The following is a 24252-nucleotide window of genomic DNA, read 5'->3' on the forward strand; positions in this document are numbered from 1 at the left end:
AAAATATTCAGAAAAGTCCGGCACTAAAATAACCCTCCCTGAGTTCTACAGGAAGGGTAAGCATTACAAGAGAGATCAACCTGAATAAGCTCCGGCAGTATAACTAACCGGAAAAGATTAATTGCTCGCATAATCCCCTTCCCATCGCTCGTGGGTCAAACGGTGACTGTTAGATAGGCAGTTCTCCTGGCTCTGGATCCTTGCTCGCCCAAACCTTCCCAGGACCTACATCCCAGTGGCATTATCTTGAGTCTGCTCCCCATTACAGTGGCGGGACCGCGCCGGCCTCAAACCGGTCTTCCCTATTAAGCCCCGTAGGGCACCTACCTCGTTATGAAATTACATCCTAGTAGAAGGATCAAGCTTAGAATAGCATCTCCTCTGATAGATTGTCAACCTTTCTTGAATATTTTAGTGATAATTCTCTGCTTCCAGAGTTACTTCAACAATTGTGTTTATTAGTTTTTCCCTGGATTAAGACGCATTCCATATAGGTGTGAATGGGCCGCAAGGCAGCTATAAGTTCTTTAGGGCCTGCTGTTGGCACAATAGCTTCTGTACCCAGCCGTCCATCGAAGTATTTAGAAATTCGTGCACCAAATAATCCGGCTGTACTTCCTTTATAATACGCTGCACTTCAGGAGTGCTGAAGGGCAAATGCTGATCAATTTTCATCACATGATTCATGATTTGATCAATGGCTAAGTCCGGAGACTCGGTATTTCTTGTTTTGCTAATATATTCGCCTGATAACGAATAGTGAAGATGAAGTCCCTTCACATAGCTTTTATAACTGCCCAATCGGGCTAAAACCTGCAGAATAAACGCGACTCCTTCTTCCTGAGTCCTGAGCGCAGCATTTGTATTCATTAAATGTCCCGTATCCAGCATAAGCCCCACATTAGCATGCTGCACATTGTCCAGCAGTTGAGCCGTCAGCTTACTGTCAGCCAGTGTAAGACCGGGCCACCACAAATTTTCAAATAACAGCGCCACATTATCGGGTATCAAATCGGTAAGCTCATTGACAACCTCAATTGTCGCCTCAATTACGTCCTTATCGGTTGCACTGAACTTCCAGTTATATAGTTCGGACAGACGTGCATGACTGACGTGATAGACCAGGTACTTAGCCCCTGCCTGGACTGATGTGCGGATATTATCCCTGTAAACCTCAAGCCAGGCTTCTCGCGTTGCTCCACCATAATAGGCAGCAATCGCAGCTTCATTCCCAAATTCACGAAGCAAAGCCTTTTTATTTCCCCGCCAAAAATCCAGCCAGTTTGGCCAAAACCGCAGATGGACTCCCTGTATCCATTCCCTTCGATGCATCTGTCGGTCCCAAGGAGCACAAAACATCATTTCCAGACCATCGAGGTGATGGTAATTCAAAAATGCCTCTAAGCATTCCGGACTATTATGAATCATTTCCGTATCCGATGTATAGTTCGATAAATTGACAAGCTCCAGCAACTGTTCGCTCACCTCCACCGCTGACACAAGTGAATATATTGATTCCATAGCTGTTCCAGCATATGACAGGCGCCACGCAGCCCTAAAAGCGGGCGATCACTAAGATTAATTTCGTCATACACAGGAAGTGCAATAGGTTGAAAAATCACATCGGTTATTCCCGCTTTCTGCAGCAGTGCTTTCTCATTACTGCTTGCCAACAGCAGCCCGCCCGGCAGCAGCTCCAGCTGTTTGCTAATACCTGCCCCCAGACAGCCGCCATCTAAAACCTGATCAATTCCTGCCGGTGGCTGACAGGCACAGCTGCCGCTGTGCGAAAGAACCGTTACAGGACCGGTGTCAGCCCATTCTGAGCGCACTGCCTGCGCTACAGCCAAGGCAACTGAGGCCGGGGCGGCAACCAGCGTGCTTTCAAACCACAAATCACCCCAAACCCGTTGGGCATCAAGCGTCGCTACGCGGATTTTTTGTTCTAATTCCTGTACCTCCTGCCAAACAGGCTGCATACGGCCTTCTTCCAGCCACATGATCTCCCCAATCCGTTTTAACCAGGTCACAGTTCCTTCCATGCCATAAGGAGGCAGCAGAGAAACATACGGCGTACCATATACCTGTTGCAGAAATTGAGCCAGTTCGAGCCCCAGTTCCTCATGAACAACAATATTTAATTCTGCCTGCGCCATGCAGGCTATCTCTGCCGTACTGCTGCCTGCCCCCGGGCAGGCCAGTACCTGATAACCAGCTAATGACAACAGCCGTTTTAACTCGCGTAAATCATTTTCACTGTTATAATAACCGACAGTACAGCCTATGAGGTTAATTGTCCAGGGCAGCGCCATCCTGCGCGGCTTAAGAGGCATGGCAGTAAAATAGCTTTTGGCTGCAGCCCGGTATCCTTCCCAGAAACCGCCTTTTAAACCGCCGCTGTCAATACAAACTACCGGGCAGGGCATAGCTGCCTGCCTGGCAATCCCTTCTATATCATCGCCAATTAACCCGATCGCACAGCTATTTTCGATTAAAATCACTGATGGCTGGCAGTTCTGCCTTATTTGCTCCAGCGTTTTCAGCAAGCTTTCCTCCGTACCATAGACAACTGCATGGTTTTCCGCTTGCGTGCAGTAAAACCGGCTGCCCAGTTCAGTACATGGTTTTTCTAAATACCGCAAAGCGTAAAAATAGCACCACAGCGGTCCATTAGTTACAATAACCGCATCAGGAATGCCCGCGAAAAAAGCAGCAGCCCCCGTCAGGCCGCAGGTGTTGGCCTCTGTGCATACATTGGACCACGTCTTGTCAGACATACAGTATACCGCCTCTCGTACCAAACCGCTCGACCAACCGTACCATTTTGTGCATTACATCAATCATTCCCGCTACACCGACAGGCGGCAGCAAAGGAAGAAAAATCTGTCTTTTCGACCAATCCGTCATTTCATGGGTAGTCAGAATCAGATCTGCGTCAGCCAATATCGCATTGCCTTCATGCGGGCTGTAAATAGGTGCTTTGGTCAACGCAGCCACTTCCTGCTGCATCTCTGCACTTTGTTCACCTGTTAATCCGTCGAGCAGGATAATTCCCACCGGCTTGTTTTCTGTCAATGCAATCAATTCCAGTATCCATTCAGGCTGAAAATAGGCTAATGGCCGGCCAATGCATACTACACAGCGCTTGTTTTTCATCTTTCGCCGGTAAAAGGCGATATGCTCCTCCAGTCGTTCTTCCTGTGTCTTTATTGCGGCAGCAGCTTCGGCTTCTTTTTGTAGATAGACCCCCAGCTTTGTCAGCCAGTTTTTTGTTCCCGCCAAACCAACAGGATAGTCGGAATCAAAAAAAGGAACACCCACCTGCCTGTATAAATCGCCTGCCAGTTGTCTAAGTTTAGGAAATGCTTGTCTTGAGCCGCCCAGCAATATACAGAGTTCGGACGAAGCGATTTGCTTTATATCAGCCAATGTGGAATACACCGGAAACTGCCGTTGCACCTGCAGCCCGAAAAGCTGCAGCAATTGGTTCATTTCCCGGGCATCCTTGCCGTCAGGCCCACCATGATCCCCCAGCAGTGTTACCGTGTGTTCCGCCTTAGCCAACGGTGCAAGAAACCGTTCTGCTAATGCCTTGCCGGCCTGGTAAAAGCCACTGTAATAATCGCCATCCAGGAACCCATGGCTGGCTACTACCAGAATCGGCAAGCCCAGTTCCTGCTCCGCCTGAATTGCCACAGCCTCTGTATCGTCACCGATTACACCTGCTACACACGAATTAGCTATCACAATATACAAAGGCTTATACGTCACAGCAACATACTCAATACACGCCCGCAATTGATCCGTACCGCCAAAAATGGAATGCTGCTCCGCTAAGTTGCTGCTGACCAGCGGAGCCGTGTATAGCTTAGGCCGAAATTGCTGCCGTGCCAGAGCCCGGTAATGCATAGACAATTCCATATCATGAGAAACATGCCCGCAGGCTTTGGGACTGTGAAAGATGACCGCGGCCCCTTCATTATGAGCAACTGCCTGCCACACACCGGGCATACTGCAGCTGCAGCCGCTTTTTTCTCTTTTTCGCGACCGTTTACTCATCACCATAAGTAAGCACCAACTCCTCTAGCTCGGTAAATGTTATTGGCGTAGGTATGGTAAGCTCTTGATTCTTACAGATGTAATCAGCTAGTATACGGTAAACCTGGGCTTGCTCTGACTGCGGCGCCCATTCGATCACTGTTTGGCGCCGTATTTCCGCCTGATGGACCATTCGTTCACGGGGAATAAACGCAACAAGGCGGGTATTAAGCTTTCCGGCAAACTCAGTTAATAGTTCCCGCTCCTTCACAATGTTACGGCTATTACCGATAATCCCGCCTAGCCGCACTTTTCCCCTGCCGGCAAACCGGGCAATACCCTTCGCAATATTGTTTGCCGCATACAGGGACATCAGTTCACCGGAAGAAACAATGTAAATATCCGTTGCATACCCTTCTCTGATCGGCACAGCAAAACCGCCGCAAACCACATCGCCCAGTACATCATACAGTACTGTATCGTCTTCACTGACAGCCTGAAGCTCGTTTAATTTCTCCAAAGCGACGATAATCCCGCGCCCTGCACAGCCTACGCCCGGCTCAGGTCCGCCAGCCTCTACGCATTTGACGCCGCCAAAGCCGGAATGCACAACTTGCTCTATTGACACCGCCTCACCGAATTCTTTCACCATATCGAGCACGGTTTGCCTGCAGGTTCTCCCTAAAAGCAGCCGCGTCGAATCATTTTTGGGATCACACCCTATTTGGCAGACGGGATAACCCATTTCAGCCAGCGCGGCAGATACATTGGCTGCAGTCGTCGACTTTCCAATGCCGCCTTTTCCGTAAAAAGCAATTTTCTTCATTTCGGCAACCTCAGTTTAAAAATAAAATGACCCTTTCCACGCGCAGGCAGAAAGGGTCATACAAGATCTATTCAAATTCATTTTGAACTGCTCTCATAGCCCCCTCCCCATCGCTCGCAGGTAACACGGTGACTGTCAGCTAGGCAGTTCTCCTGACTCTGGCTCATCGCTTACCCAAACCTTCCCAAGACAGCCGTCTCAGTGGTATTACTTGGGTTTGCTCCCCATTACAGTGGCGGGACCGCGCCGGCATTGCACCGGACTTCCCTATTAAGCCCCGAAGGGCACCTAACTCCGCAATATTTGATTCCCACTATGTACTACAACCAGTCTAACAGACAACGCTGCTTCACGTCAACGATATTGACGCAGTATTCCAACAACGGAAAACAGCCTTACTGAACCTCACCGTATATTTCCGGATAGACAACCCTGGACAGGTAAGCTACCGCTTCATCAAAATGTATACCGGGATTTAATAAAAACAGTTCCATCGGTAAGAAGAAAACCTGCTTATTCTGCACCGCTTTCAGACCATTCCAGGCAGGATTGCTTTGCATATCTGCCTGCAGGCGTTTCCTGATTTCGGGCATAGCCCCCATAAAGGTAATCAGGATAACATCGGGATTGCCTTCTACTAATTTTTCCATACTATATGGCGTTGCATCCGGATCATCCGCCTTAGCGGTACTGCCCGCCGCAATATTTTGTAAGGAAAGCATGCTTGCCGCATTTCCGGCAATACTGCTCTCCAGGTGAACAGACACACTGCTGGCTGTTGCATGAAGAATAACAACCTGTTTGGAAACTGACGGCAGCATATCTGTTACAGCTTTAATACGCCCGTCTATGTTGGCGGCAACTATATGAGCGGCTTCCGGTGTACCGGCAATATCGCCAAACAGTTTGGTCTTTGCCATTACGTCCTCATATGTTTTCATTCGCACAATGATAAACGGAATATTGCTGCTTTCTAAAATAGGGATCAGCTTCTCATGCAAGCCTTGATAGCCGATGACCAGATCTGGCTGTAAGGCGACTACCTGCTCGGCATTAATATTGGCCAGATGTCCGACTTCCGGTAAGGCCTGAGCCTCTGGAGGCAGGTTGCCTATTCTGGCACTTGGTTTACCAACCGCTTTGCCGCCAACAGCATACAATAAGTCCACATAGCTGACCGCCAAAGGCACTATACGCTCCGGCTTTTTCGGCAGAACAACCTGGCGTCCGGCGTCATCCTGAATGGTAAGATAGACTGACGAAGGTGCTTTTGCCTGCTGAACGGGCTGCGAGGCACAGCCGGTAAGGCTAAAAACAAGTGCCAATAATGCGAGTAATCCTAGTTTGAGGCAGCTTACCAGTTGCATTTTACGTCCTCCATATTTAAATAGGTAAAAATGCCGGATATAACTGCTATCCGGCATTTTTTTGATATTGGTTTAGAAAGAATGTTTTACGCCGATTTCAAAGGTTCGTGGCGCAGCATAGTAATGTCCAGCCATAGCGGAAGGATTACTTTCTGTAGTTACATCATGCCGGTTTAATACATTTCTCATAGTCGTAAATATCGCCGTATCTGGGCTTATTTGGTAATTAACCCTAAGACTAACCGGAAATGCTTCTGGTGCATTATTGGCTCTATCAGCTGTATAGTTAGCGGATAAATTAGCCGTCACTTTATCTTGGGTATAACGCAACATTAAGCTTCCCTGAATACGGCTATAAGCTCGCTCCCAAGCTTTTAATGCACTTTGCTTTTGTTTTGGATTTCCATAAGCACCGCCTACAACAAAGCTATACTTATCTGATAATTTTTGTTCCCAGCTTACTTCGATCCCTTGATTTTGGAAAGAATCAAAGTTCTGAAAAGTCGAAGTTGAATCTGTATCAATATGATTTTTAAAATCCATTACAAAAAGAGTCGTCTTTAACATACCATTATCAGTTGTTTTTTTCCAACCAGTCTCATATGTCCATCCACTCTCGGGCTCTAAATTTAAATTAGATTTAAATCTTTCCGTATCTCCTGCATAAAGCTCCGTTAAGGTCGGTAGGCGAAATGCTTTTCCTATATTGACGAACCATGAACTGGTTTCTCCAACTTTTTCATTATATTGAATTTGAGGTAAAAGTTGATTATAAGTTTGATTATCTTCAACTTTAGCAGTTTGACCGCGTAAACCAATGATTAATTTACGTGAGTCGTCAAAAGAATGAGTTGCCTGCGTGTACAAAGACATTACCGTACGGTCAAAAGGTCCTACTGTAGAGATACTAGGTGTTGTTGTTTTTAGCTTAGTTTGTTTGTATTTTTCATTTTCTATTGTAAACCCTGCCAAGTAGCTCTGTTCGTCTGTTCCCCAGGATTTATTAGTATCCAGACCATATTTAGCTGTCCGTAAATTTGTATTCAAAGTTTTGTCAGTATCAACGCCACCGGTCCCCGTCCTTGTATAATAATCCAGTTCCCTAAAGGTACCATATAAATTTGCCTTTAATGTCCCGTCCTTATATTGAAAGGTGATACGGTCTGCACTTTCCTTATCATTATACAGCTTGGATAAAGTATTATTACTTTTCAATCTGGTCTCTTTATCCATGTCATCTTGACTATGCGTATAAGTCATAACAAGTTTATCGTCAAACCTATAGGCACCAGTAAGGCTAATTTTTTCGCCACCGGTAAAATCAGTATATGACGTTTTCGTTTCAGTTATTTTTTTACCTTCGCCAGCCTCAGAAATACTACCGCTAAAAGCCATTTTTCCTAGTTGTAAGCTTAAGTTATGATTTTGCTTACCATAGCTGCCAACTGAAGTGGAAAAAGAATTGCTTACCTGGGTCTTAGTAATAATGTTAATAACTCCGCCAAAAGCCTCACTGCCGTACATTACCGATCCAGCACCTCGGACAACTTCTACTCTTTCAACATTTTCCAATAATACATTATCAAGTTGAAACAAACCGTTCATGTTCATCGGTGCACCATTAACCATAATCAACGTGCCTTTCTTTGCACCGCGAATGACTAACTCGCTGCTCATACGTCCGGCGGACTGGCCATATGGATTTTGTGAGTAAATATTAATTCCTTCAATAAACTGAAGCGCATCGATTACGGTTGTTGCTCCGGTCGCCTTTAATTCTTCGCCTGTTTTAACCGTAACGCTGGCCGGAGTATCCAGGTCCTTCGTTTCTGCACGTAGTGCGGTTACCACTATCTTATCAAGACTGAATTCCGGGGCTTCTTCCGCAAATACGCTCGGCGCTGCCACAAAGCCGACAGCTAGCGCTGTACAGATCATTTTGCTTAACGTGTTATTCATATTACCATTCTCCCTGCTTGTCTTACTTTTACGATTGCATCCTTGCTACATGGTTTCTTTTATGTACACACAAAAAATGTCCCCTCATTCAAAAGAGAGAGGGACATTCCAGCTGTACAGCACTGTCGTCTTGCTTGATAAACTCCTCCTTGCCTACACATAAGATTTATTAAAAGGCTTTAACTGGCTCCCCACTCCTTTTGCAAAAAGGACCAGTGTAAGCCGTAAACCAGTCTCTACCCCGGTTTTATAAAAATAAAAATCTCTCTGTCCACAGACAGAGAGACGTAAATTCGCGCTGCAAAGAAGAATCTAACAGCACAAATCCCCTCCCCATCGCTCGTGGGTACAACGGTGATTGTTAAACAGGCAGTTCTTCTGGCTTAAGTTCATTGCTTACCCCAAACCTTCCCAAGACAATTGTCCCAGTGGTATTTATTAGGGGTTTGCTCCCTCTTACAGCGGCGGGACCGCGCCGGTATTACACCGGTCTTCCCTATTAAGCCCTTATGGGCACCTGCTTCCATTTTATGAAATTCTTGTTTTATTTTTGATGACATTTATGTCCCGGATGCGCAATAGCATCTTTTAAATGCTGTACATATAGTTCCTGAATTGCAGCGTTCTCACCTAATCCGGTTAATTGCGTCTCTACTTCAAAACCAGCTGCCAGCAGCTGCGATTTTGCTGAATCGGGCTCATCACCAGCCATGTCATTATTGGCATGATCACCCGCAACCAGCATGAATGGCATAAGTTTCACTTTACGCACCTTCTGCTTTTGCAGCTTTTCGCGCACACTTTCGAAGGAAGGAAAGCCTTCCACCGTGTATACGTAGGAATGGGCAAAACCAGCTTGCTCCAATTTCATTTGCAAAACGGCATAAGCGGCATTGGCAGGGTGCACTCCGCCATGTCCCATAAATACAAGGGCCTCACTGTTATCCGGCTTGCCAAGCTGACTTTTTACTGCCTCAATAACAGCAAGATAATCATCCGGCTGTTCTTCCTGGCCCATGTAATACAACAAAGGCCGTCCAATTGCGATTCTCTCAAACGCTTTTTCCTTCGCATGTGCGTAAGCAGCGACTATTCTTTTTACTTTATCATACTCTTCACCAGCAACGATATGCAGCGGCTGCACATAAACTTCCTGGTAACCGGCCGCCTGCAGGCGCTCAAGGGCCTGCTTTTCCGTATCAACCTGTAGACCGTCGCGTTCTGCCAGCCTGCGGATTACCATGCGGGACGTAAAGGCCCGGAATACATCATAGCCGGGAAATGCACTGCGAATTTTGTTTTCCGTGCTTTCGATATTTTTTTTCCTTGTTTCTTCGTAAGTAGACCCAAAACTTACTACCAGTATCGCTTTTTTCTTAGCTGTATTATGCATATACATTACTCCTCCTATTGCTACAACTACAAGGAAATTACAATATATGTAAAAGATGTTTTAGAAAAATAAGACCCCCTAAAAAGGGGGACAGCGAAACGTTTCCCAGGCGTAACGCTGAAAGAAGACAACATGACATTTATGGCTAACGTCCTCACCAAAACCTAAAGTGAGGAAACTTTTCGACAAAAGAAAGACCTTCCCGCACAGAACACAGGAAGGTCATGTTTATAAGAGTGATCAATCCAAATAAAAACCTGGCATACAAATATAGCCAGGAAGGAATCGATTGCTCGAATAATCCCCTCCCCATCGCTCGTGGGTATAACGGTGACTGTTAAATAGGCAGTTCTCCTGGCTCTAGTTCAACGCTTACCCAAGCCTTCCCAAGATTAAAATCTCAGTGGCATTGATTGGGTTTGCTCCCTATTACAGTGGCGGGACCGCGCCGGTGTTACACCGGACTTCCCTATTAAGCCCTGTCGGGCACCTATTTCGTAATATTTAATTTTCGTTCATATTTATGATACCATTGATCCCCAAGCCTGTCAAACTACTTTTTTAATATTTTACTTTTTTATCAATATTATGCAAACTTTCAGGTCATAACATATAAATTAAAACTCAATTCCTTTTTGAGCCTTGATTCCTTTTTTGTGATGATGCTTTATTTCTTTCATTTCGGTAACCAAATCGGCTTTATCAACAATTTGCGGATGAGCATCCCGGCCAGTGAGCACCACATGCAGAGCTGCAGGTTTTTCCTCCAGCAAGCTCAGTACATCGTCAACAGCTACTAACCCAAATTTAACCGCATAATTAATTTCATCCAAGATAATCATATCCCATTTTTGTGCGGCGATTTCCTCTTTCGCTGTATGCAGCGCTTCTGCCGCGGCCAGTTCATGATTGGGGCGCTCATTCTCCGTGCAGTGTTGAACAAACCCCTCGCCCATTTGCCTGATTACAAAGTCGGGCCCCATTCGTCTCGCCGCTTCCAGCTCGCCGTATTTCCAATTCCCTTTAATAAACTGCACAACCAGAACTTTTAATCCCTGTCCCCAGGCCCGCATTGCCAGCCCCAGCGCAGCTGTGGTTTTCCCTTTACCATTGCCTGTATTCACAAGGATCAAGCCTTGTTTCTCTGCCATAAACTCACCTTCCATAATTGACTTCTCGACGCAAGAATAACCGTATTGTTCTTAAGATAAATTCCATTTTGACCGTCTCAATTCCTGCTTTTAACCAGGATCAGTTTGTATTCGCCGATAACCCGCCCATCATCAAGCTGCAACGGCGCTTCAACAGCCGCGGCATACCGCCCGTCCGGGCTGATCGCCGAGCCGACACAGGGGCCGTCAGTTGCAATATAATCAATTGTTTGGGCATCCGGCAGCGAAGTAATATACAAGCCGTGAACTCCAGTGTCTTTTGTGCGGACATTCCGGCCTACAGCAAGCGCAGCCTGCTGCTTACTCACGGCAATTTGCTCAATCATACCGCCAAAACGCTGACGGTTGACCAATTGCCCCCGCAAATCAAATACAAACATGCTGTTCGAGCCGGGATGTTCAACAGGTGTCGGTAATTGCCAGTTTGCCCGGTTATAGGTGTTGCCTGTTGTAAAAACAAAATGATCCCCCACAATTTGTACATTCGCTCCATTGGCATTCATATAAACTCCACTAATTTTTTGCGGCTCACTCAGGTTGCGCCGCCATAATTCCCGTCCTTCTCCTGTATCATACAGAAAGCACCGGCCGTCACTGACGATACCGGCTACGAATTTTCCATCAGCGGAAATTTCGGGGCTGCTGCGCATAGTTGTATTTTGGTAAGGATAAACGGGTGGAATCACCCTGCTCCAAAGTCTGTCCAGGTTTTCATCCAGGCAATATATATTGTCTGCATAGCGATTATTCTGAATCGCATCCCAATTCGCTGTGCCAAATACTGCCCGTTTGCCTTGACTGTCGACGCTGACCCAGCTCACCCAGGCATCCAGATTATGGTCGCGGGGAAAAACTGCCAAACGCTTGCCGGTCTCATCCAATTGATAAATCCGCCCCCGGTATTCATTGCGGCCATCGGCAAAGCGGATATAGCGCTGTCCGACAGCAAAAATCCGTCCGGCTTCATCCGTCCGAATGGCAACAATCGCCGGATATGTTTTATCTTTGATTTCCACACCTAATTCGCCAACGCTCGCCTGCCGCCACTTTTCCGTACCGTTTGCCGCGTCAAAGCATAATAAATAGCCTTGCTGACTTGATTCGCCAATTAGCAAATACTTGCTGTCCTGGCTGAACGCTAACGCTGCCATTTTACCTAAGCCGATATTGTTTCGCCATAGTGTTTTCCCGGTATTGGTAAGCATTACTACTTCCCCATTCTCCGTACCGACAGCCAAATACCGGTTATCCGGTGAAAACTGAACAAATCCTTTTGTAAAGCCCATTCTCTGGTAATTGTGTGCTTCAACTTTCCCTAATGAGACCTCAACGACTTTTTCGTATTTACCGCTGTGACGGTTTATTTGCTTGGATGATACGGCTAAACCGGTCTCTGAATCTAACACATGAATCCCCAGTGCGGCAACTGTGCCTAAAAACAGTCCCAGTATCAACAGCGTAGTAATCTTTCTCATCCCACTCACATCCAACCCTTCATGATGTCATACAGACTGCGCCAGGCCGGTACATATACAATCCCATTAAATTGCAAAATATCCATTATTTTTAAGGCAATTAAGCTTGCCACTAATAATGCCATAATACAGCAAAGCCACCGTTCCCATTGCACCCACGGATCATGACAACAGCGCTGTATCTCCCTGCCGAAGCCCCGGCTTTCAACCGACGAGGCCAAAGTGCCCGCACGCCGTAATGTCCTTGCTAAAATAGGAAACAGGGTCTGAAATGCCATTTGAATTAAATGCCGGGGGGCAGCTGTTTTAAAAGGTTGAAACCCGCGAAGGCGCTGGGCGGTTAACACAGTTGCCGTCTCTTGAAATATGACCGGCAAAAAACGCAGGCTGGTAATAACCATAAACGCCAATTCGTAAGGCATTCGCCACGCCAAAAAACTGCGAAGCAATTGCCGGGGATCAGAAGTCCAGCTGAGCAATAAACCCAGCGACAGCATAATACCGGATCTGAGAGCTTGTACCGCACCGTACTCCAGGCCTTCGCGATAGACAAAAACACCACCGGTTATTTTACCCAAAACAGGAAATTGAGGTGACAGGAGACAGGCCATTACGGTGCGTGGTTCCTGGTTATAAAACAAAGCCTGACTGGCCATAGATCCCCAAATCCCCAGCAGCACAAAAACAGCTAGTATACGCCACCTTGCGATAGAAGAACGGCTAATAACATGAAAAAGCAGCGTAATAATAAACAATACAAATAAGGACTGCGGACTATCGACGGTTAATGTTGCCAATGCAAAGCTAATCAGAATGATTAGCTTTGTACGGACATCCAGACGATGAAGCAGCGTGTTCCCCGGCGTTGCTTCCCAGACATTTCTGTCGTACATAACTGACCACCTCCTTAACCGTCACCGCTTTTCCTCCGTATAGCTCACGGGCGACAAGCAGGGCTGCCGGAGGTTTAAGTCCGGCGGTCTGCAAAACAGCTTGCTCAGTAAATACGGTACTGGCCGGACCGTCTGCCATAAGCTGTCCGCCGGACAGCACCACAATTCGATCGGCAAAACGTGCCGCCACTTCCGCATCATGCGTGCAAAACACGACGGCCCCCCCTTGAGCGGTAAAGGACTTTAACAGCATAACGATATCTTCAATATGGCCAATATCCTGGCCGGTAGTCGGCTCATCCAGCAGCAGTACTGCCGGACGAGCTGCTAATACTGCTGCTATCGCCACACGCAGACGCTGCCCACGGCTTAGTGCTAAAGGAAAATCATCCTCCCTGCCAGTAAGCCCAAGCTGCTGGACCAGTTTTTTACATTCGTCAGGCCAAACAGCCTGTTTCTCTTTTTGCCGTAAAACAAATGAAATCTCTTCCGCTACCGTATTGTTAAACAACATAAAATCCGGATTTTGCAGGACCATACCAACACTGGGCATCACCGAGCGGACTCGCTGGCCCAATACTTGTACGGTCCCTTTATCAGCCTGCAGCAAACCGCCAATTAAATGAAGCAATGTTGATTTTCCTGCACCGTTATTGCCCATCAATGCCACAAACTGGCCTTTAGGAATGGTTAGATGAAGATCCGCGAGAACAGGCGGCCTGGCTTTATCATAGTAAAAACTAAGCTGATCAACCGTAACAACCGGCGTGGGCTCAGCCACCCTCGCATTATCCGGCTGTGCGTCAGGTGCGATTTCTTGCGGTACCTGGTATTTTTCTTGAATTGCGGTCACAGCGTGATCTACCCGAGAAGAAGGGGCAATGACTGCCAAATGACGGCAAATGTCAACTGTCTGAGGCAGTCTGAGCCCATACGTATCAAACCGCTCCGGACATTGAAACGCTTCCTCTCGCGTCCCCTGCCAGACCAGCATTCCCTGGTCCATAATCATAACGCGGCGACACAAGGGCATCACTTCGTGCAGCCGGTGTTCGACAATAACAATAGTCATCCCCAATTCCCTGTTGACATGCTGCAGTACGGTCAATAGCTCTGCCGCCCCTTGCGGATCGAGCTGACTAATCGGTTCATCGAGCGCAAGGATAGCTGGCCTGGCAGCAAGCACGGAAGCTACCGCCAGACGCTGCTTCTGTCCGCCTGACAAGGCATGAATACTGGCATCACGATGCTCAAACATCCCAACCAGCTTGAGTGTTTCCTGTACGCGGAGCGTAATCTCTGCAGGATTCATCCCCATATTTTCTAAAATAAAGGCTGTTTCGTCAAACACAGTGGTTGAAAAAATTTGATCCTCCGGACTTTGAAATACCATACCGACTGTTTGACTTAATTCCGCAATGCCGTATTCCAGTGTATTACGTCCGTCAATCCGGACTTGGCCGCTCATTATTCCGCCGCTGCCATGCGGAATCAGCCCGTTGAACATTTTCAGCAATGTACTTTTGCCGCAGCCTGTCGGTCCGGTCAAAAGCACGAATTCCCCCGGAAATATCTCCAGACTGATGTTGGAAACACTGGCATGACGGCGATGCTTATAAGTATAAGCTACGCTATGCAAACTGATAATTGGCTTCATGCGTTTAGTCACCTCCACTTTGGACAGCCGGCTGCCCAGCAGTGTGCCGCAGGCCGCACCAACAGCAGTATAGGCAAAACCGTTCAATAGTAAAATCAGTGCAATATACCAGTCTGCATAATACAACCGGTATAAAAAAGCCATCCCTTGTAAGTTAATATACGTAGCTGCGCTGTCCGCAAGCCCGCAGATCACTGCCAGCAGCAGCATTAGCTGCCAGGAACTGCGCTGAACCGCATGGCCTGACTGAATCCGTTTGTACGTACCGCTGCCAGTCAGCAGCAGTTCCAGCAGAAAGGCATGCGTACCATACACTAAAATGCCAATTGGTGTCACTTGTCCAAAAGCCAGCATGCCCAGCAGCATGCGGATCATCGTCATGAGCGCAACTACTCCCGGCTGAGGAATGAGCATAACCAGTGCAACGATCATCATGTACAAAAAGACACCATGAAATAAGCCGGTTACGATAAAACCAAAAGGTCCCAATATAATATGAAAAAAATCATTTAATAGCGTTGTCGGAACATTGACTACCGCAAATGCCGCCGCCCCAAATAAAGCAATTGTCACCAGCCAGCGAGTTTTCATTGCCTTAAGGACTTGCCGCAGACGCCGCAAGGCAACCAGGCAGGCGACCGCTAAAACAATCGTGGCAGTGCCGACAACAGCAGCCGCCTCCCAATCCTTTTTCACTATCGTGATTGGGATGTCTTGGTAAGCAGCAGATTGTCTTTCTCCGTTAATTCTACTTGCAGCAAATAGCGTCCACTACTACTTACGAATTGTTCATCTGCGTAAACGGGCAGTTGAATGCGCTGCCGCATATCGCCATTTAGTGCAATTAAAGCCACTAACCGATCCTCATGTCCTCCCATAGCGCCTGCCTCATGATCTTCACTGGTTGCCCCCGGTGTAAACAGCCCGGTTACAGGCTGCTGCGTATTGGCATCAAGCAGCCGTATGGTAGTAAGCACCAGACTTTGCTGACGGGCGGGATTTTTTATATCCAGACCGAGGTAAGCAAGGGGATGGATCGCCTCTACTTCCTGATTAGAGGCTCCTTTGCCCCGAAGCAGATTCTTATAATAGTCCCAGCTGCGATCCCGCAGCACCAGAGTATTGCGGTCCAGCCGGTCATCCATTCTCCCCTCTCTGTCCAAAGGCAGTACAATGTTTTCCAGCTCTACCGGCGCATCGGTTGTTACCCTTTCTCCCTCAGCCACTTTTACCGGCACTTGCTGTACTTCATCATTCACTGCCACCGTTAGGTAGTAAGTCCCCGGCTCCAATGAAACTGCAGCCTGTACGGCAGCTAAATCAAACCACTGGCTGTAGCCGCCCGCTAGTTTAACTTCGCGGTACAAATCATACTGTGTTCCCTGCTGCCCAATTTGCCAGTTTTCATATTCCGGTTCAGGCTGAAACCCGGCAGGCAGGGTGATTGTAACCTTGGCTACCTGCTCCTTTGAACTGCGGTTTTCAACGCTGAACAGCATTTGAATGCGCTCACCCGGCGTTACCGTATCGCGAACTTTGCCTAAGTAATAGGGAGCCTGGCAGGTAAAGTTTAGCCCACTGCCAGCCGCACTAACTGACACCGCAGTCATTAGCACCAGGCAGAAAAAAAACATTTTTATCCATTTACTTGCTTCCAAATGCCTGTCCCCCTTTAGACTTACTTTTTAATAAAAAGGCTCTCCCCTTATATCTGGGGAGAGCTGCTATTCCGGGAGAAGCATCCATCCAAATAAAAATCCTGGCATACGAAATAGCCAGGATGGATTGATTCTCGAATAATCCCCTCCCCATCGCTCGTGGGTCAAATGGTGACTGTTAGAAAGGCAGTTCTCCTGGCTCTAGTTCATCGCTATCCAAACCTTCCCAAGACAATTGTCTCAGTGGTATCTCTTGGATTGCTCCCTATTACAGTGGCGGGACCGCGCCGGCCTTAAACCGGTCTTCCCTATTAAGCCCCGAAGGGCACCCTTCTCCCATTATTTAGTTTTGATTCATGCCTATGATATCATCGATTCCAACAGCTGTCAATTCTTGTTATATTCTGCGGTTTTAGGCTCTTAAACATATCTTTTCTGTCTTTCCCATATAAATTACATACTGAACCGGCAGCATGAGAGGAGACTCAACTTTGCAAACGCATGTGCAGCTAAGCAGATTAGCGCTATCCTATTGGTTATCTTATGACGGCTTGCGCGCCTGGACACTTACATTTATCGTCGCCGCCGGGTCCGTGATCATTGTTCTGCTCCACATGCTGTTAAACAAATGGCAAGCCGGATTTTACAATCACTTATTGCAGTATAATCTTACCGGTTTTTTGGATAGCTTACTGCAATTTATTGGTTACTCCGCTATATTGGTTTTTATCTCCGCTTATCAGTCCTACTACCGGATGCTGCTGGAGATACGCTGGCGCCACTGGCTGACGGACAACTACATCTCCCAGTGGCTCCACAAGCAAACCTATTATCAGTTGAATTTACAGCGTTTACCCATTAATCCCGAGCAGCGGATCAGTGAAGATATCAAATTATTTGTTACCAATTCTCTGGATTTATCAGTGGGGCTATTGCGGCAATCGGTAACATTAGTCGTGTTTTCCATGATCTTATGGCAGATGTCCGGCATAATAACGGTAACAGCAGCAGAATATACTTTACCGATTCCAGGTTACCTGCTGTGGCTGGCCTTATTATATTCCTCGCTAGGGACCTGCCTGACGATGCGGGTCGGCAAATCCCTGGCTTTCCAGAATGTCCTTCAGCAGACAAGCGAAGCGGAATTCCGCTCTGCCCTGGGCCGTATAACCGAATATGACGAGTGCGTTGCTTTCTATGGCGGCGAAAAAACAGAGCAGTGCCATCTGGCCAAGCATTTTCATAAAATAGTTAAAAACTTTTTATCTATTTCGCACTGCACGCGCAAGGTGAATCTCGTCTCCTTTGCCTATTCGCAATTGTCGATTGTTTTTGCCTTTTTGGCAGCTGCTCCCCGTTATTTTAACAATGAAATTCAGCTTGGACAGCTATTTGAAATATCCGGTGCCTACTGGTTTGTCCATGCGGCGCTGTCTTATATTATCGACAGCTTTGGCAAATTTGCCTTATGGAAAGCAGTAGCCCACCGTCTCCAGCACTTCAGTTCACAAATGCAATCAGCCAGCCTAACTGCAGCACGCCGGGGCAGCATAACCACTACTGCAAAGAACCAGCTCAAATTAACCAATGTAACCGTATTTTCACTAAATAACCATCTATTAGTAAATAACCTGGCTGTCACCCTTAAACAGCAGGATAAGCTGTTAATCAGCGGACCCTCCGGTTGTGGCAAAACCACCTTGCTGCGTACAATCGCCGGAATGTGGCCCTGTTTCTCCGGCACGATCTATAAACCGCAGCAGGCAATCTTCTTTCTGCCGCAAAAGCCATATATCGCTCCAACCACTTTACGGGATGCACTGCTCTATCCACATGCTCCCGCTACAGTTTCCGATGATTATTTACGGGAAATACTTGACAGCTGCCATTTATCTCTGTTAACAACTAAGTTGGACCATCATGAGGATTGGGGGAAAAATCTCTCGCTCGGTCAGCAGCAATGCCTGTCCATCGCAAGAGCACTCCTCAATAGGCCAGAATGGCTGTTTTTAGATGAAGCGACCTCCAATCTGGATCAACATACGGAACGCCGTTTATACCGTTTATTGGAACAGCATCTGCCGCATCTGACAATGATCAGCGTAGGACATCGGAGTACACTTTTTGACTACCATACCCACAATCTCCATCTTTGCCCTTCCGGTGAATGGAGTATTGCCCCACTGGAGAAAGTAAGTCCGCACCAGCGAAGGCAAACGCATTAATATTATAGAAGCAACAGCTTTCTAAAGATAAGAATCTCCTGAACACTGCGTTCAGGAGATTCTTATTACATTTTACCGTTTCTCGAATATGCCAATCAGCTCTTTTACAGCCATAGTAGCCGAAAGCTTGCCCTCCGTTACAGCCTGTTCAATCGCCGAACGGTGCTGCTGAATTCCCGGATGGGTAAAAAACAGGGACTGCAAATATTCCTGAACCATCGATTGAACCCAGCTGAGCATTTGCGTGCGCCGCCGGCGTTCAAAAATTCCGGCTTCACCGGTAACTTGCCGGAATTTAGTTATCACATTCCACAGCTCTGGAATACCTTCCCCGGTATACGCTGAGCAGGTATGACTCTTCGTTACCCAGCCCTCAGTTGCCGGACGCAAATAATGCAGAATCCGGTCGTAATCAACTTTGGCCATCATGGCCCGCTGCTTATTATCACCATCGGCTTTATTGATGACAATGGCGTCCGCCAGTTCAACAACACCTTTTTTCATTCCCTGCAGGTCATCGCCCGCACCGGTGATCATTAAGAGCAGGAAGAAATCAACCATTGAGCGAACGGTGACTTCGCTTTGGCCAACGCCTACCGTTTCAATCAGCAGTACGTCATAGCCAGCTCCTTCACAAATCAGCATCGTTTCACGGCTTTTCCGCGTCACGCCGCCCAGCGTGCCGCTGGACGGGGATGGCCGGATAAAAGCCCGGGGATTGCGGGACAATTCCTCCATGCGGGTTTTATCCCCCAATATGCTGCCTTTTGTTACGGTACTGCTGGGATCGACAGCCAGCACAGCCACCTTGTGTCCCTCATTACACAACCGGCAGCCTAAAGCCTCAATAAAGGTGCTTTTACCGGCTCCGGGCACACCGGTTATGCCAACGCGAATGGATTTTCCCGAATAAGGCAGCAGCTGCATGAGTATCTGCTGGGCAGTATCCATGTGAGCAGGCAGATTGCTTTCAATCAGCGTAATGGCCCGCGACAAAATTACCCTATCCCCATTGATTATACCCTGAACATATTCCTCAACAGTAAGCTGGCGGCGGCCAGGGGCAATTCGAGGCTGGCTCGTCATCGTCCCCTGTCCAGGCATACCGTCATGCCCACCGCTGATTCCGCCCATGACGCGCGTTGCAAAAGCATCGCCGCCTTCTGGCGGAATCCATTCCGGCTTCCAATCACTCTTTTTTTCACTCATGCCTAAACAGATCCCTGTGCAGCCAGTAACTGTTCCAAAATTCTCTCAGCGGCTACCGGAATAATGGTGCCTGGCCCAAATATGGCAGCTGCTCCATGTTCACGCAGGTAATCGTAATCCTGAGCGGGGATAACGCCGCCAATAACGACCATGATGTCTTCGCGGCCCAGCTTTTTCAGTTCTTCCACCAGTTGAGGCAGCAGTGTTTTATGACCGGCGGCAAGCGAACTCATGCCGACGATATGTACGTCATTATCCACGGCCTGCTGCGCTGTTTCCTCCGGAGTTTGGAACAACGGTCCGATATCCACGTCAAAGCCCATATCCGCAAAGGCTGTAGAAATAACCTTGGCCCCCCGGTCATGACCATCCTGTCCCATTTTGGCAATCATGATGCGGGGCCGGCGGCCTTCCAGGCTTTCAAATTTATCAGCCATGCTCCGGACCTTGTTAATTGTTTCCTCTTCGGCAAATTCACTGCTATATACGCCGGAAATGGAGCGGATGATCGCTTTGTGGCGTCCGGCAACTTTTTCGATAGCATCGGAAATCTCGCCCAGGCTTGCCCGCGCTCTGGTTGCTTCAATTGCCAGAGCCAGGAGATTGCCTTCGCCGGTTTCCATCGATCTGGTAATAGCCTCCAAAGAGCGCTGGACACGATCGTTGTCCCGGTTGCTGCGCAGCTTCTCCAGCCGCCGGATTTGCGACAGGCGCACTGCTGTGTTGTCAACTTCCAGAATATCCAGCGGATCTTCCTTATCCAGACGATACCGGTTAACCCCGACAATCATTTCTTTACCGGAGTCAATATGCGCCTGACGACGGGCTGCCGCTTCTTCAATTCTCATTTTCGGCAAACCGGTGTCAATGGCCTTTGCCATACCGCCCAGCGCTTCCACTTCCTGAATATGTGCCCAGGACCGCTTAACCAGTTCATTGGTCAGGGCTTCTACATAATAGGAACCGCCCCAAGGATCAAGGACTTTGCAGACCATTGTCTCATCCTGAATATACAGCTGCGTATTGCGGGCAATACGGGCTGAAAAGTCAGTTGGCAAGGCAATCGCTTCATCGAGAGCATTCGTATGCAGCGACTGGGTATGGCCAAGCGCTGCCCCCATTGCTTCCATGCACGTACGTCCCACATTGTTGAACGGATCTTGCTCGGTCAAGCTCCAGCCGGAGGTTTGTGAGTGCGTCCGCAAGGCCATTGATTTTGTATTTTTCGGATCAAACTGTTTAATAATTTTTGACCATAACAGCCGTCCGGCGCGCATTTTAGCAACTTCCATAAAGTAGTTTTTGCCAATTGCCCAGAAGAAAGACAAGCGAGGCGCAAAAGCGTCTACGTCCATGCCCGCTTTGATACCGGTCTTAATATATTCCAGACCGTCCGCCAGGGTGTAACCCAGCTCAATATCCGCAGTAGCTCCTGCTTCCTGCATGTGATAGCCGGAAATACTGATGCTGTTGAACTTCGGCATATACTGCGAAGTATAGGAGAAAATATCAGCAATGATCCGGATAGAAGGCTCAGGTGGATAGATATAGGTATTGCGCACCATGAATTCTTTCAGGATATCATTTTGAATTGTGCCGGTAAGCTGCTCCTGCTTTACACCCTGTTCCTCAGCCGCTACTACATAAAAGGCCAGAACAGGCAGCACCGCTCCGTTCATCGTCATGGAAACGGACATCTTATCCAGCGGAATGCCGGAGAATAAAATCTCCATATCCAAAATAGAGTCGACGGCTACGCCTGCCTTGCCTACGTCGCCGACAACGCGGGGATGATCGGAATCATAGCCGCGGTGAGTTGCCAGGTCAAAAGCAATGGACAAGCCTTTTTGCCCGGCTGCCAGGTTACGGCGGTAAAACGCATTACTTTCTTCTGCCGTCGAAAAGCCTGCATACTGACGGACCGTCCAGGGGCGGGACACATACATATTGGCATAAGGTCCCCTGAGAAAGGGCGGTATCCCTGCAACATAGTGCAAATGATCCAAGCCTTCCAGATCTGCCTTTGTATACAGCGGTTTTACATTAATCTGCTCCATAGTCCGATACTCAAGTTCATCCAATAACTTACCGCTGTCCAGCTGTGCTTGTTGTTGCCAGGCCTTTACATCAGAAGCCGCAAAGCTCTGGCGGCAGGCAATTTTGGTAAAATCCGGTTTTGCCACCATTATTGTATACCTCTTTCTTTCTGGAGTTTCGAAAGCATTTGATAGCAGTTAGCCCGAATATGAATGAAATCATCCACACCGGCTTCTTTATATACTTTCTGCAGATCTTCGGGCGGTAAACCGGCTAAAAATAAGGTAATATCCGGCTTAGCCTCTTTAATCATCTTGGCCAGCGGCGGTACCAGTTCCGGATAGGTAGCATCAGTTGAGCAGATTACTGCAACAGAAGATCCTGATTCAATGCAGGCTTGAGCCGCTTCTTCCACAGTCGGGAAGCCATCATTTTTCAATATTTTGAAGGCACCTACCTCCAAAAACCCGGTGACGAAATCTGCTCTGGCCTTATGCTGCGGAATTTTCCCCATATTGACCAAGAAAATCTCCAGATTTTTACCGGTACGAGCCACATAGGCTTCGGTATTTTTCCGCAATTGGCAATACTCACGGTCGGCGCGGTGAATATCAAGCGGTGTTACCGCAAGCTCTGCGGAGCTTGCCGGACGTAATGCGGCAGTAATTTCTCCCAGGGTAGCCCCGCTCAGCACACTTTGAATCAAGGTATTTACCAGTGCGCCGCCGGTGAAATCAGCAGCCTTGGCTGTTTTCTTGAGATTTGCCAGTTGCGTCTGGCATTCTACTTCATCAATGTCTTCCCGGTAAGCGGCTATTTCTGTAGCCCGGTGTTTCATAAAGGCCTGATAGTCGAACGGCCGGACCTCCAGCGGTTTTTCCAGCAGGTTAGGATACATATTCGTACCTAAAATGACATCCTTGCGCTTGGCAAGACCATCAGCCCGGTTTTTCGCCACTGTTTTTATCTTTTGCTGCGGCATACCTTGCTCCAGTGCTTTGGTCATGCCGCCGGCAGCTTCCGTTTCCTGAAACAGTTCCCAGGCTTTTTGGGCAACCGTGCTTGTGAGTTTTTCCACATACCACGATCCGCCTGCCGGATCAACAGGCTGCAGCAAATTGCACTCTCTTTGCAGCATAATTTGATTATTGCGGGCAATGCGATGCGAAAAGGTATCGGCAGGGCGTATTGCTTCATCGAAGTAGCCGACATGCATGCTGTCAGCACCGCCGACAACCGCAGAGAAAGCTTCTGTTGTCGTACGCAGCATATTGACATACGGGTCATAAACGCTTTTGGTAAAAGCAGAAGTGCGAGCGTGGATATGCATCTTTTGTGCTTCTTCACTGCCGCCAAAGGCTTCGACAATCTGAGCCCAAAGCATGCGGGCCGCTCTTAGTTTCGCTATTTCCATGAAAAAATTAGTGCCAACAGAAAATGAGAAATACATTTGCTGTGCTGCCGTATCAATTGAAATGCCGCGTTCCGCTATATTGCGCAAATATTCAACCCCTGCGGCTAAAACAAACGCTAATTCCTGGACTGCGCTTGCACCACTGTCGTGATAGGGCTGACCTTGTACTAAGACAGGCTTCAGCTTCAGTCCGTTTTTCTCTACCCAGGCTACGGCGGCTGTCATTTCGTCATAAATCACCGCTAAATTTGCCGGCAGCTTACCTTCAACAGCCAAATGTGCTAACGGATCAGCCCCGATGCAGCCGGTGAATTGATGCGGGTCTTGTCCATTCGCTTTCATAAAGGCTATAAGTAAGCCAATAAGCTGAACACTTGATGGTCCGGCAGGTAAAAACACGGGTATCTGCTCCAGATTTACACCAGATAAGGCTTGTTGAACATCTTCCAGGGTAGATACGGATAAACCTTTCCCAACTAATGCAGCATCACTTTTATCCACATCAAGCCCCAGTTTAGTTGCTTTGTCGAGTACGATATTAACGGCAGTGCCGCCCTTATTCAGTTCGTGCAGAACGACATCGCGAAATGCACTGGCTAACGGCTCATCGCATTCCTGGCAAATTTCCCACGGTTTTGTCAAATATCCAGTGGCACTCGTTCCTCTCACAAAAGGATAGCTTCCAGGGGCGGAATCACAATGCGTAATCCCTTCTATATCTTCCATGCGATACATCGGCTGCAATTGGATATCTTCATAGGTTTTGGTCAATAACGATTTTTCCCAGTTTGCACCCTTTAATGCTTTTTCTGATTCGGCCCGCCACTCTTCATACGTCGGATAAGGAAACTCAGCAAAAAAACGTTCCTGCTTTTCTTCCTCAGGCGGCTGCTTGTTTTCCACAGAGTCTTTTGTCATAACATCACTTC

Annotated in this window: 16 protein-coding genes and 5 riboswitches; of the genes, 1 reads left to right on the forward strand and 15 read right to left on the reverse strand. The window is 47.8% G+C overall.

The annotated features are described in order from the left end of the window. Positions 1-159 precede the first annotated feature (159 nt). Positions 160-342: riboswitch (cobalamin riboswitch) on the reverse strand. A 174-nt stretch (positions 343-516) separates the two neighbouring features. The 12 genes from EV210_RS13400 to EV210_RS13455 form a co-directional block, all read right to left on the reverse strand. After that, positions 517-1521, reverse strand: coding sequence for a sugar phosphate isomerase/epimerase family protein (locus tag EV210_RS13400; RefSeq protein WP_243650547.1), 1005 nt, complete (start codon positions 1519-1521; stop codon positions 517-519). Further along, positions 1482-2777 (reverse strand): nitrogenase component 1, encoded by a 1296-nt coding sequence (locus EV210_RS13405; RefSeq protein WP_132081392.1) that lies wholly within the window; start codon positions 2775-2777, stop codon positions 1482-1484. The genes EV210_RS13400 and EV210_RS13405 overlap by 40 nt, the downstream gene beginning before the upstream one ends. Then, complete coding sequence (locus EV210_RS13410; protein WP_132081395.1) at positions 2770-4065, reverse strand: nitrogenase component 1; 1296 nt, start codon at positions 4063-4065, stop codon at positions 2770-2772. Before EV210_RS13410 ends, EV210_RS13405 begins: the two co-directional genes overlap by 8 nt. Continuing rightward, entirely contained in the window at positions 4052-4864 is an 813-nt protein-coding gene (locus tag EV210_RS13415; RefSeq protein WP_132081398.1) for a nucleotide-binding protein, read from the reverse strand. The genes EV210_RS13410 and EV210_RS13415 overlap by 14 nt, the downstream gene beginning before the upstream one ends. Before the next feature lie 125 nt (positions 4865-4989). Further along, positions 4990-5171, reverse strand: a riboswitch (cobalamin riboswitch). Positions 5172-5259: 88 nt separating this feature from the next. Beyond that, on the reverse strand, positions 5260-6231 hold the full coding sequence (locus EV210_RS13420; RefSeq protein WP_132081401.1) for an ABC transporter substrate-binding protein: 972 nt from the start codon (positions 6229-6231) through the stop codon (positions 5260-5262). Positions 6232-6303: 72 nt separating this feature from the next. Then, positions 6304-8190, reverse strand: a complete 1887-nt coding sequence (locus EV210_RS13425; RefSeq protein ID WP_132081404.1) for a TonB-dependent receptor — start codon at positions 8188-8190, stop codon at positions 6304-6306. A gap of 351 nt (positions 8191-8541) precedes the next feature. Beyond that, positions 8542-8726, reverse strand: a riboswitch (cobalamin riboswitch). Positions 8727-8734: 8 nt separating this feature from the next. Further along, positions 8735-9583 carry a sirohydrochlorin cobaltochelatase gene (locus EV210_RS13430; RefSeq protein ID WP_132081407.1) on the reverse strand — a complete coding sequence of 283 codons (849 nt, stop codon included), beginning with the start codon at positions 9581-9583 and terminating at the stop codon, positions 8735-8737. A gap of 327 nt (positions 9584-9910) precedes the next feature. Further along, positions 9911-10092, reverse strand: a riboswitch (cobalamin riboswitch). 108 nt (positions 10093-10200) lie between these two features. Then, positions 10201-10734, reverse strand: coding sequence for a cob(I)yrinic acid a,c-diamide adenosyltransferase (gene cobO / locus EV210_RS13435; protein WP_132081410.1), 534 nt, complete (start codon positions 10732-10734; stop codon positions 10201-10203). 77 nt (positions 10735-10811) lie between these two features. Continuing rightward, a complete protein-coding gene (locus EV210_RS13440) occupies positions 10812-12230 on the reverse strand; it encodes an outer membrane protein assembly factor BamB family protein (RefSeq protein ID WP_132081413.1) in 1419 nt (472 codons plus the stop codon). A 5-nt stretch (positions 12231-12235) separates the two neighbouring features. Next, a complete protein-coding gene (locus tag EV210_RS13445) occupies positions 12236-13123 on the reverse strand; it encodes an energy-coupling factor transporter transmembrane component T family protein (protein ID WP_132081417.1) in 888 nt (295 codons plus the stop codon). After that, a complete protein-coding gene (locus EV210_RS13450; protein WP_132081419.1) occupies positions 13035-15476 on the reverse strand; it encodes an energy-coupling factor transporter ATPase in 2442 nt (813 codons plus the stop codon). Before EV210_RS13450 ends, EV210_RS13445 begins: the two co-directional genes overlap by 89 nt. Further along, entirely contained in the window at positions 15476-16438 is a 963-nt protein-coding gene (locus EV210_RS13455) for a COG1470 family protein (protein ID WP_132081422.1), read from the reverse strand. The genes EV210_RS13450 and EV210_RS13455 overlap by 1 nt, the downstream gene beginning before the upstream one ends. 168 nt (positions 16439-16606) lie before the next feature. Further along, positions 16607-16786, reverse strand: a riboswitch (cobalamin riboswitch). A gap of 143 nt (positions 16787-16929) precedes the next feature. Between EV210_RS13455 and EV210_RS13460 the strand changes: the two genes are divergently transcribed. Beyond that, complete coding sequence (locus tag EV210_RS13460; RefSeq protein WP_165898895.1) at positions 16930-18663, forward strand: ABC transporter ATP-binding protein/permease; 1734 nt, start codon at positions 16930-16932, stop codon at positions 18661-18663. Positions 18664-18735: 72 nt separating this feature from the next. Here EV210_RS13460 and meaB read toward each other — a convergent pair whose 3' ends face one another. Genes meaB through EV210_RS13475 form a run of 3 tightly spaced genes read right to left on the reverse strand, consistent with a single transcriptional unit; the run spans position 18736 to position 24241 of the window. Further along, positions 18736-19872: a methylmalonyl Co-A mutase-associated GTPase MeaB gene (meaB, locus tag EV210_RS13465; RefSeq protein WP_132081428.1), complete on the reverse strand. Its 1137-nt coding sequence runs from the start codon at positions 19870-19872 to the stop codon at positions 18736-18738. 2 nt (positions 19873-19874) lie between these two features. After that, the gene (gene scpA, locus EV210_RS13470) at positions 19875-22058 is read right to left on the reverse strand and encodes a methylmalonyl-CoA mutase (protein ID WP_132081431.1); all 2184 of its coding nucleotides are present in this window, start codon (positions 22056-22058) and stop codon (positions 19875-19877) included. Next, positions 22058-24241: a methylmalonyl-CoA mutase family protein gene (locus tag EV210_RS13475; RefSeq protein ID WP_132081434.1), complete on the reverse strand. Its 2184-nt coding sequence runs from the start codon at positions 24239-24241 to the stop codon at positions 22058-22060. The genes scpA and EV210_RS13475 overlap by 1 nt, the downstream gene beginning before the upstream one ends. Positions 24242-24252: the final 11 nt, after the last annotated feature.

The organism is Anaerospora hongkongensis (assembly GCF_004339805.1).
In the GTDB taxonomy this organism is placed as follows: domain Bacteria; phylum Bacillota; class Negativicutes; order Sporomusales; family DSM-15969; genus Anaerospora; species Anaerospora hongkongensis.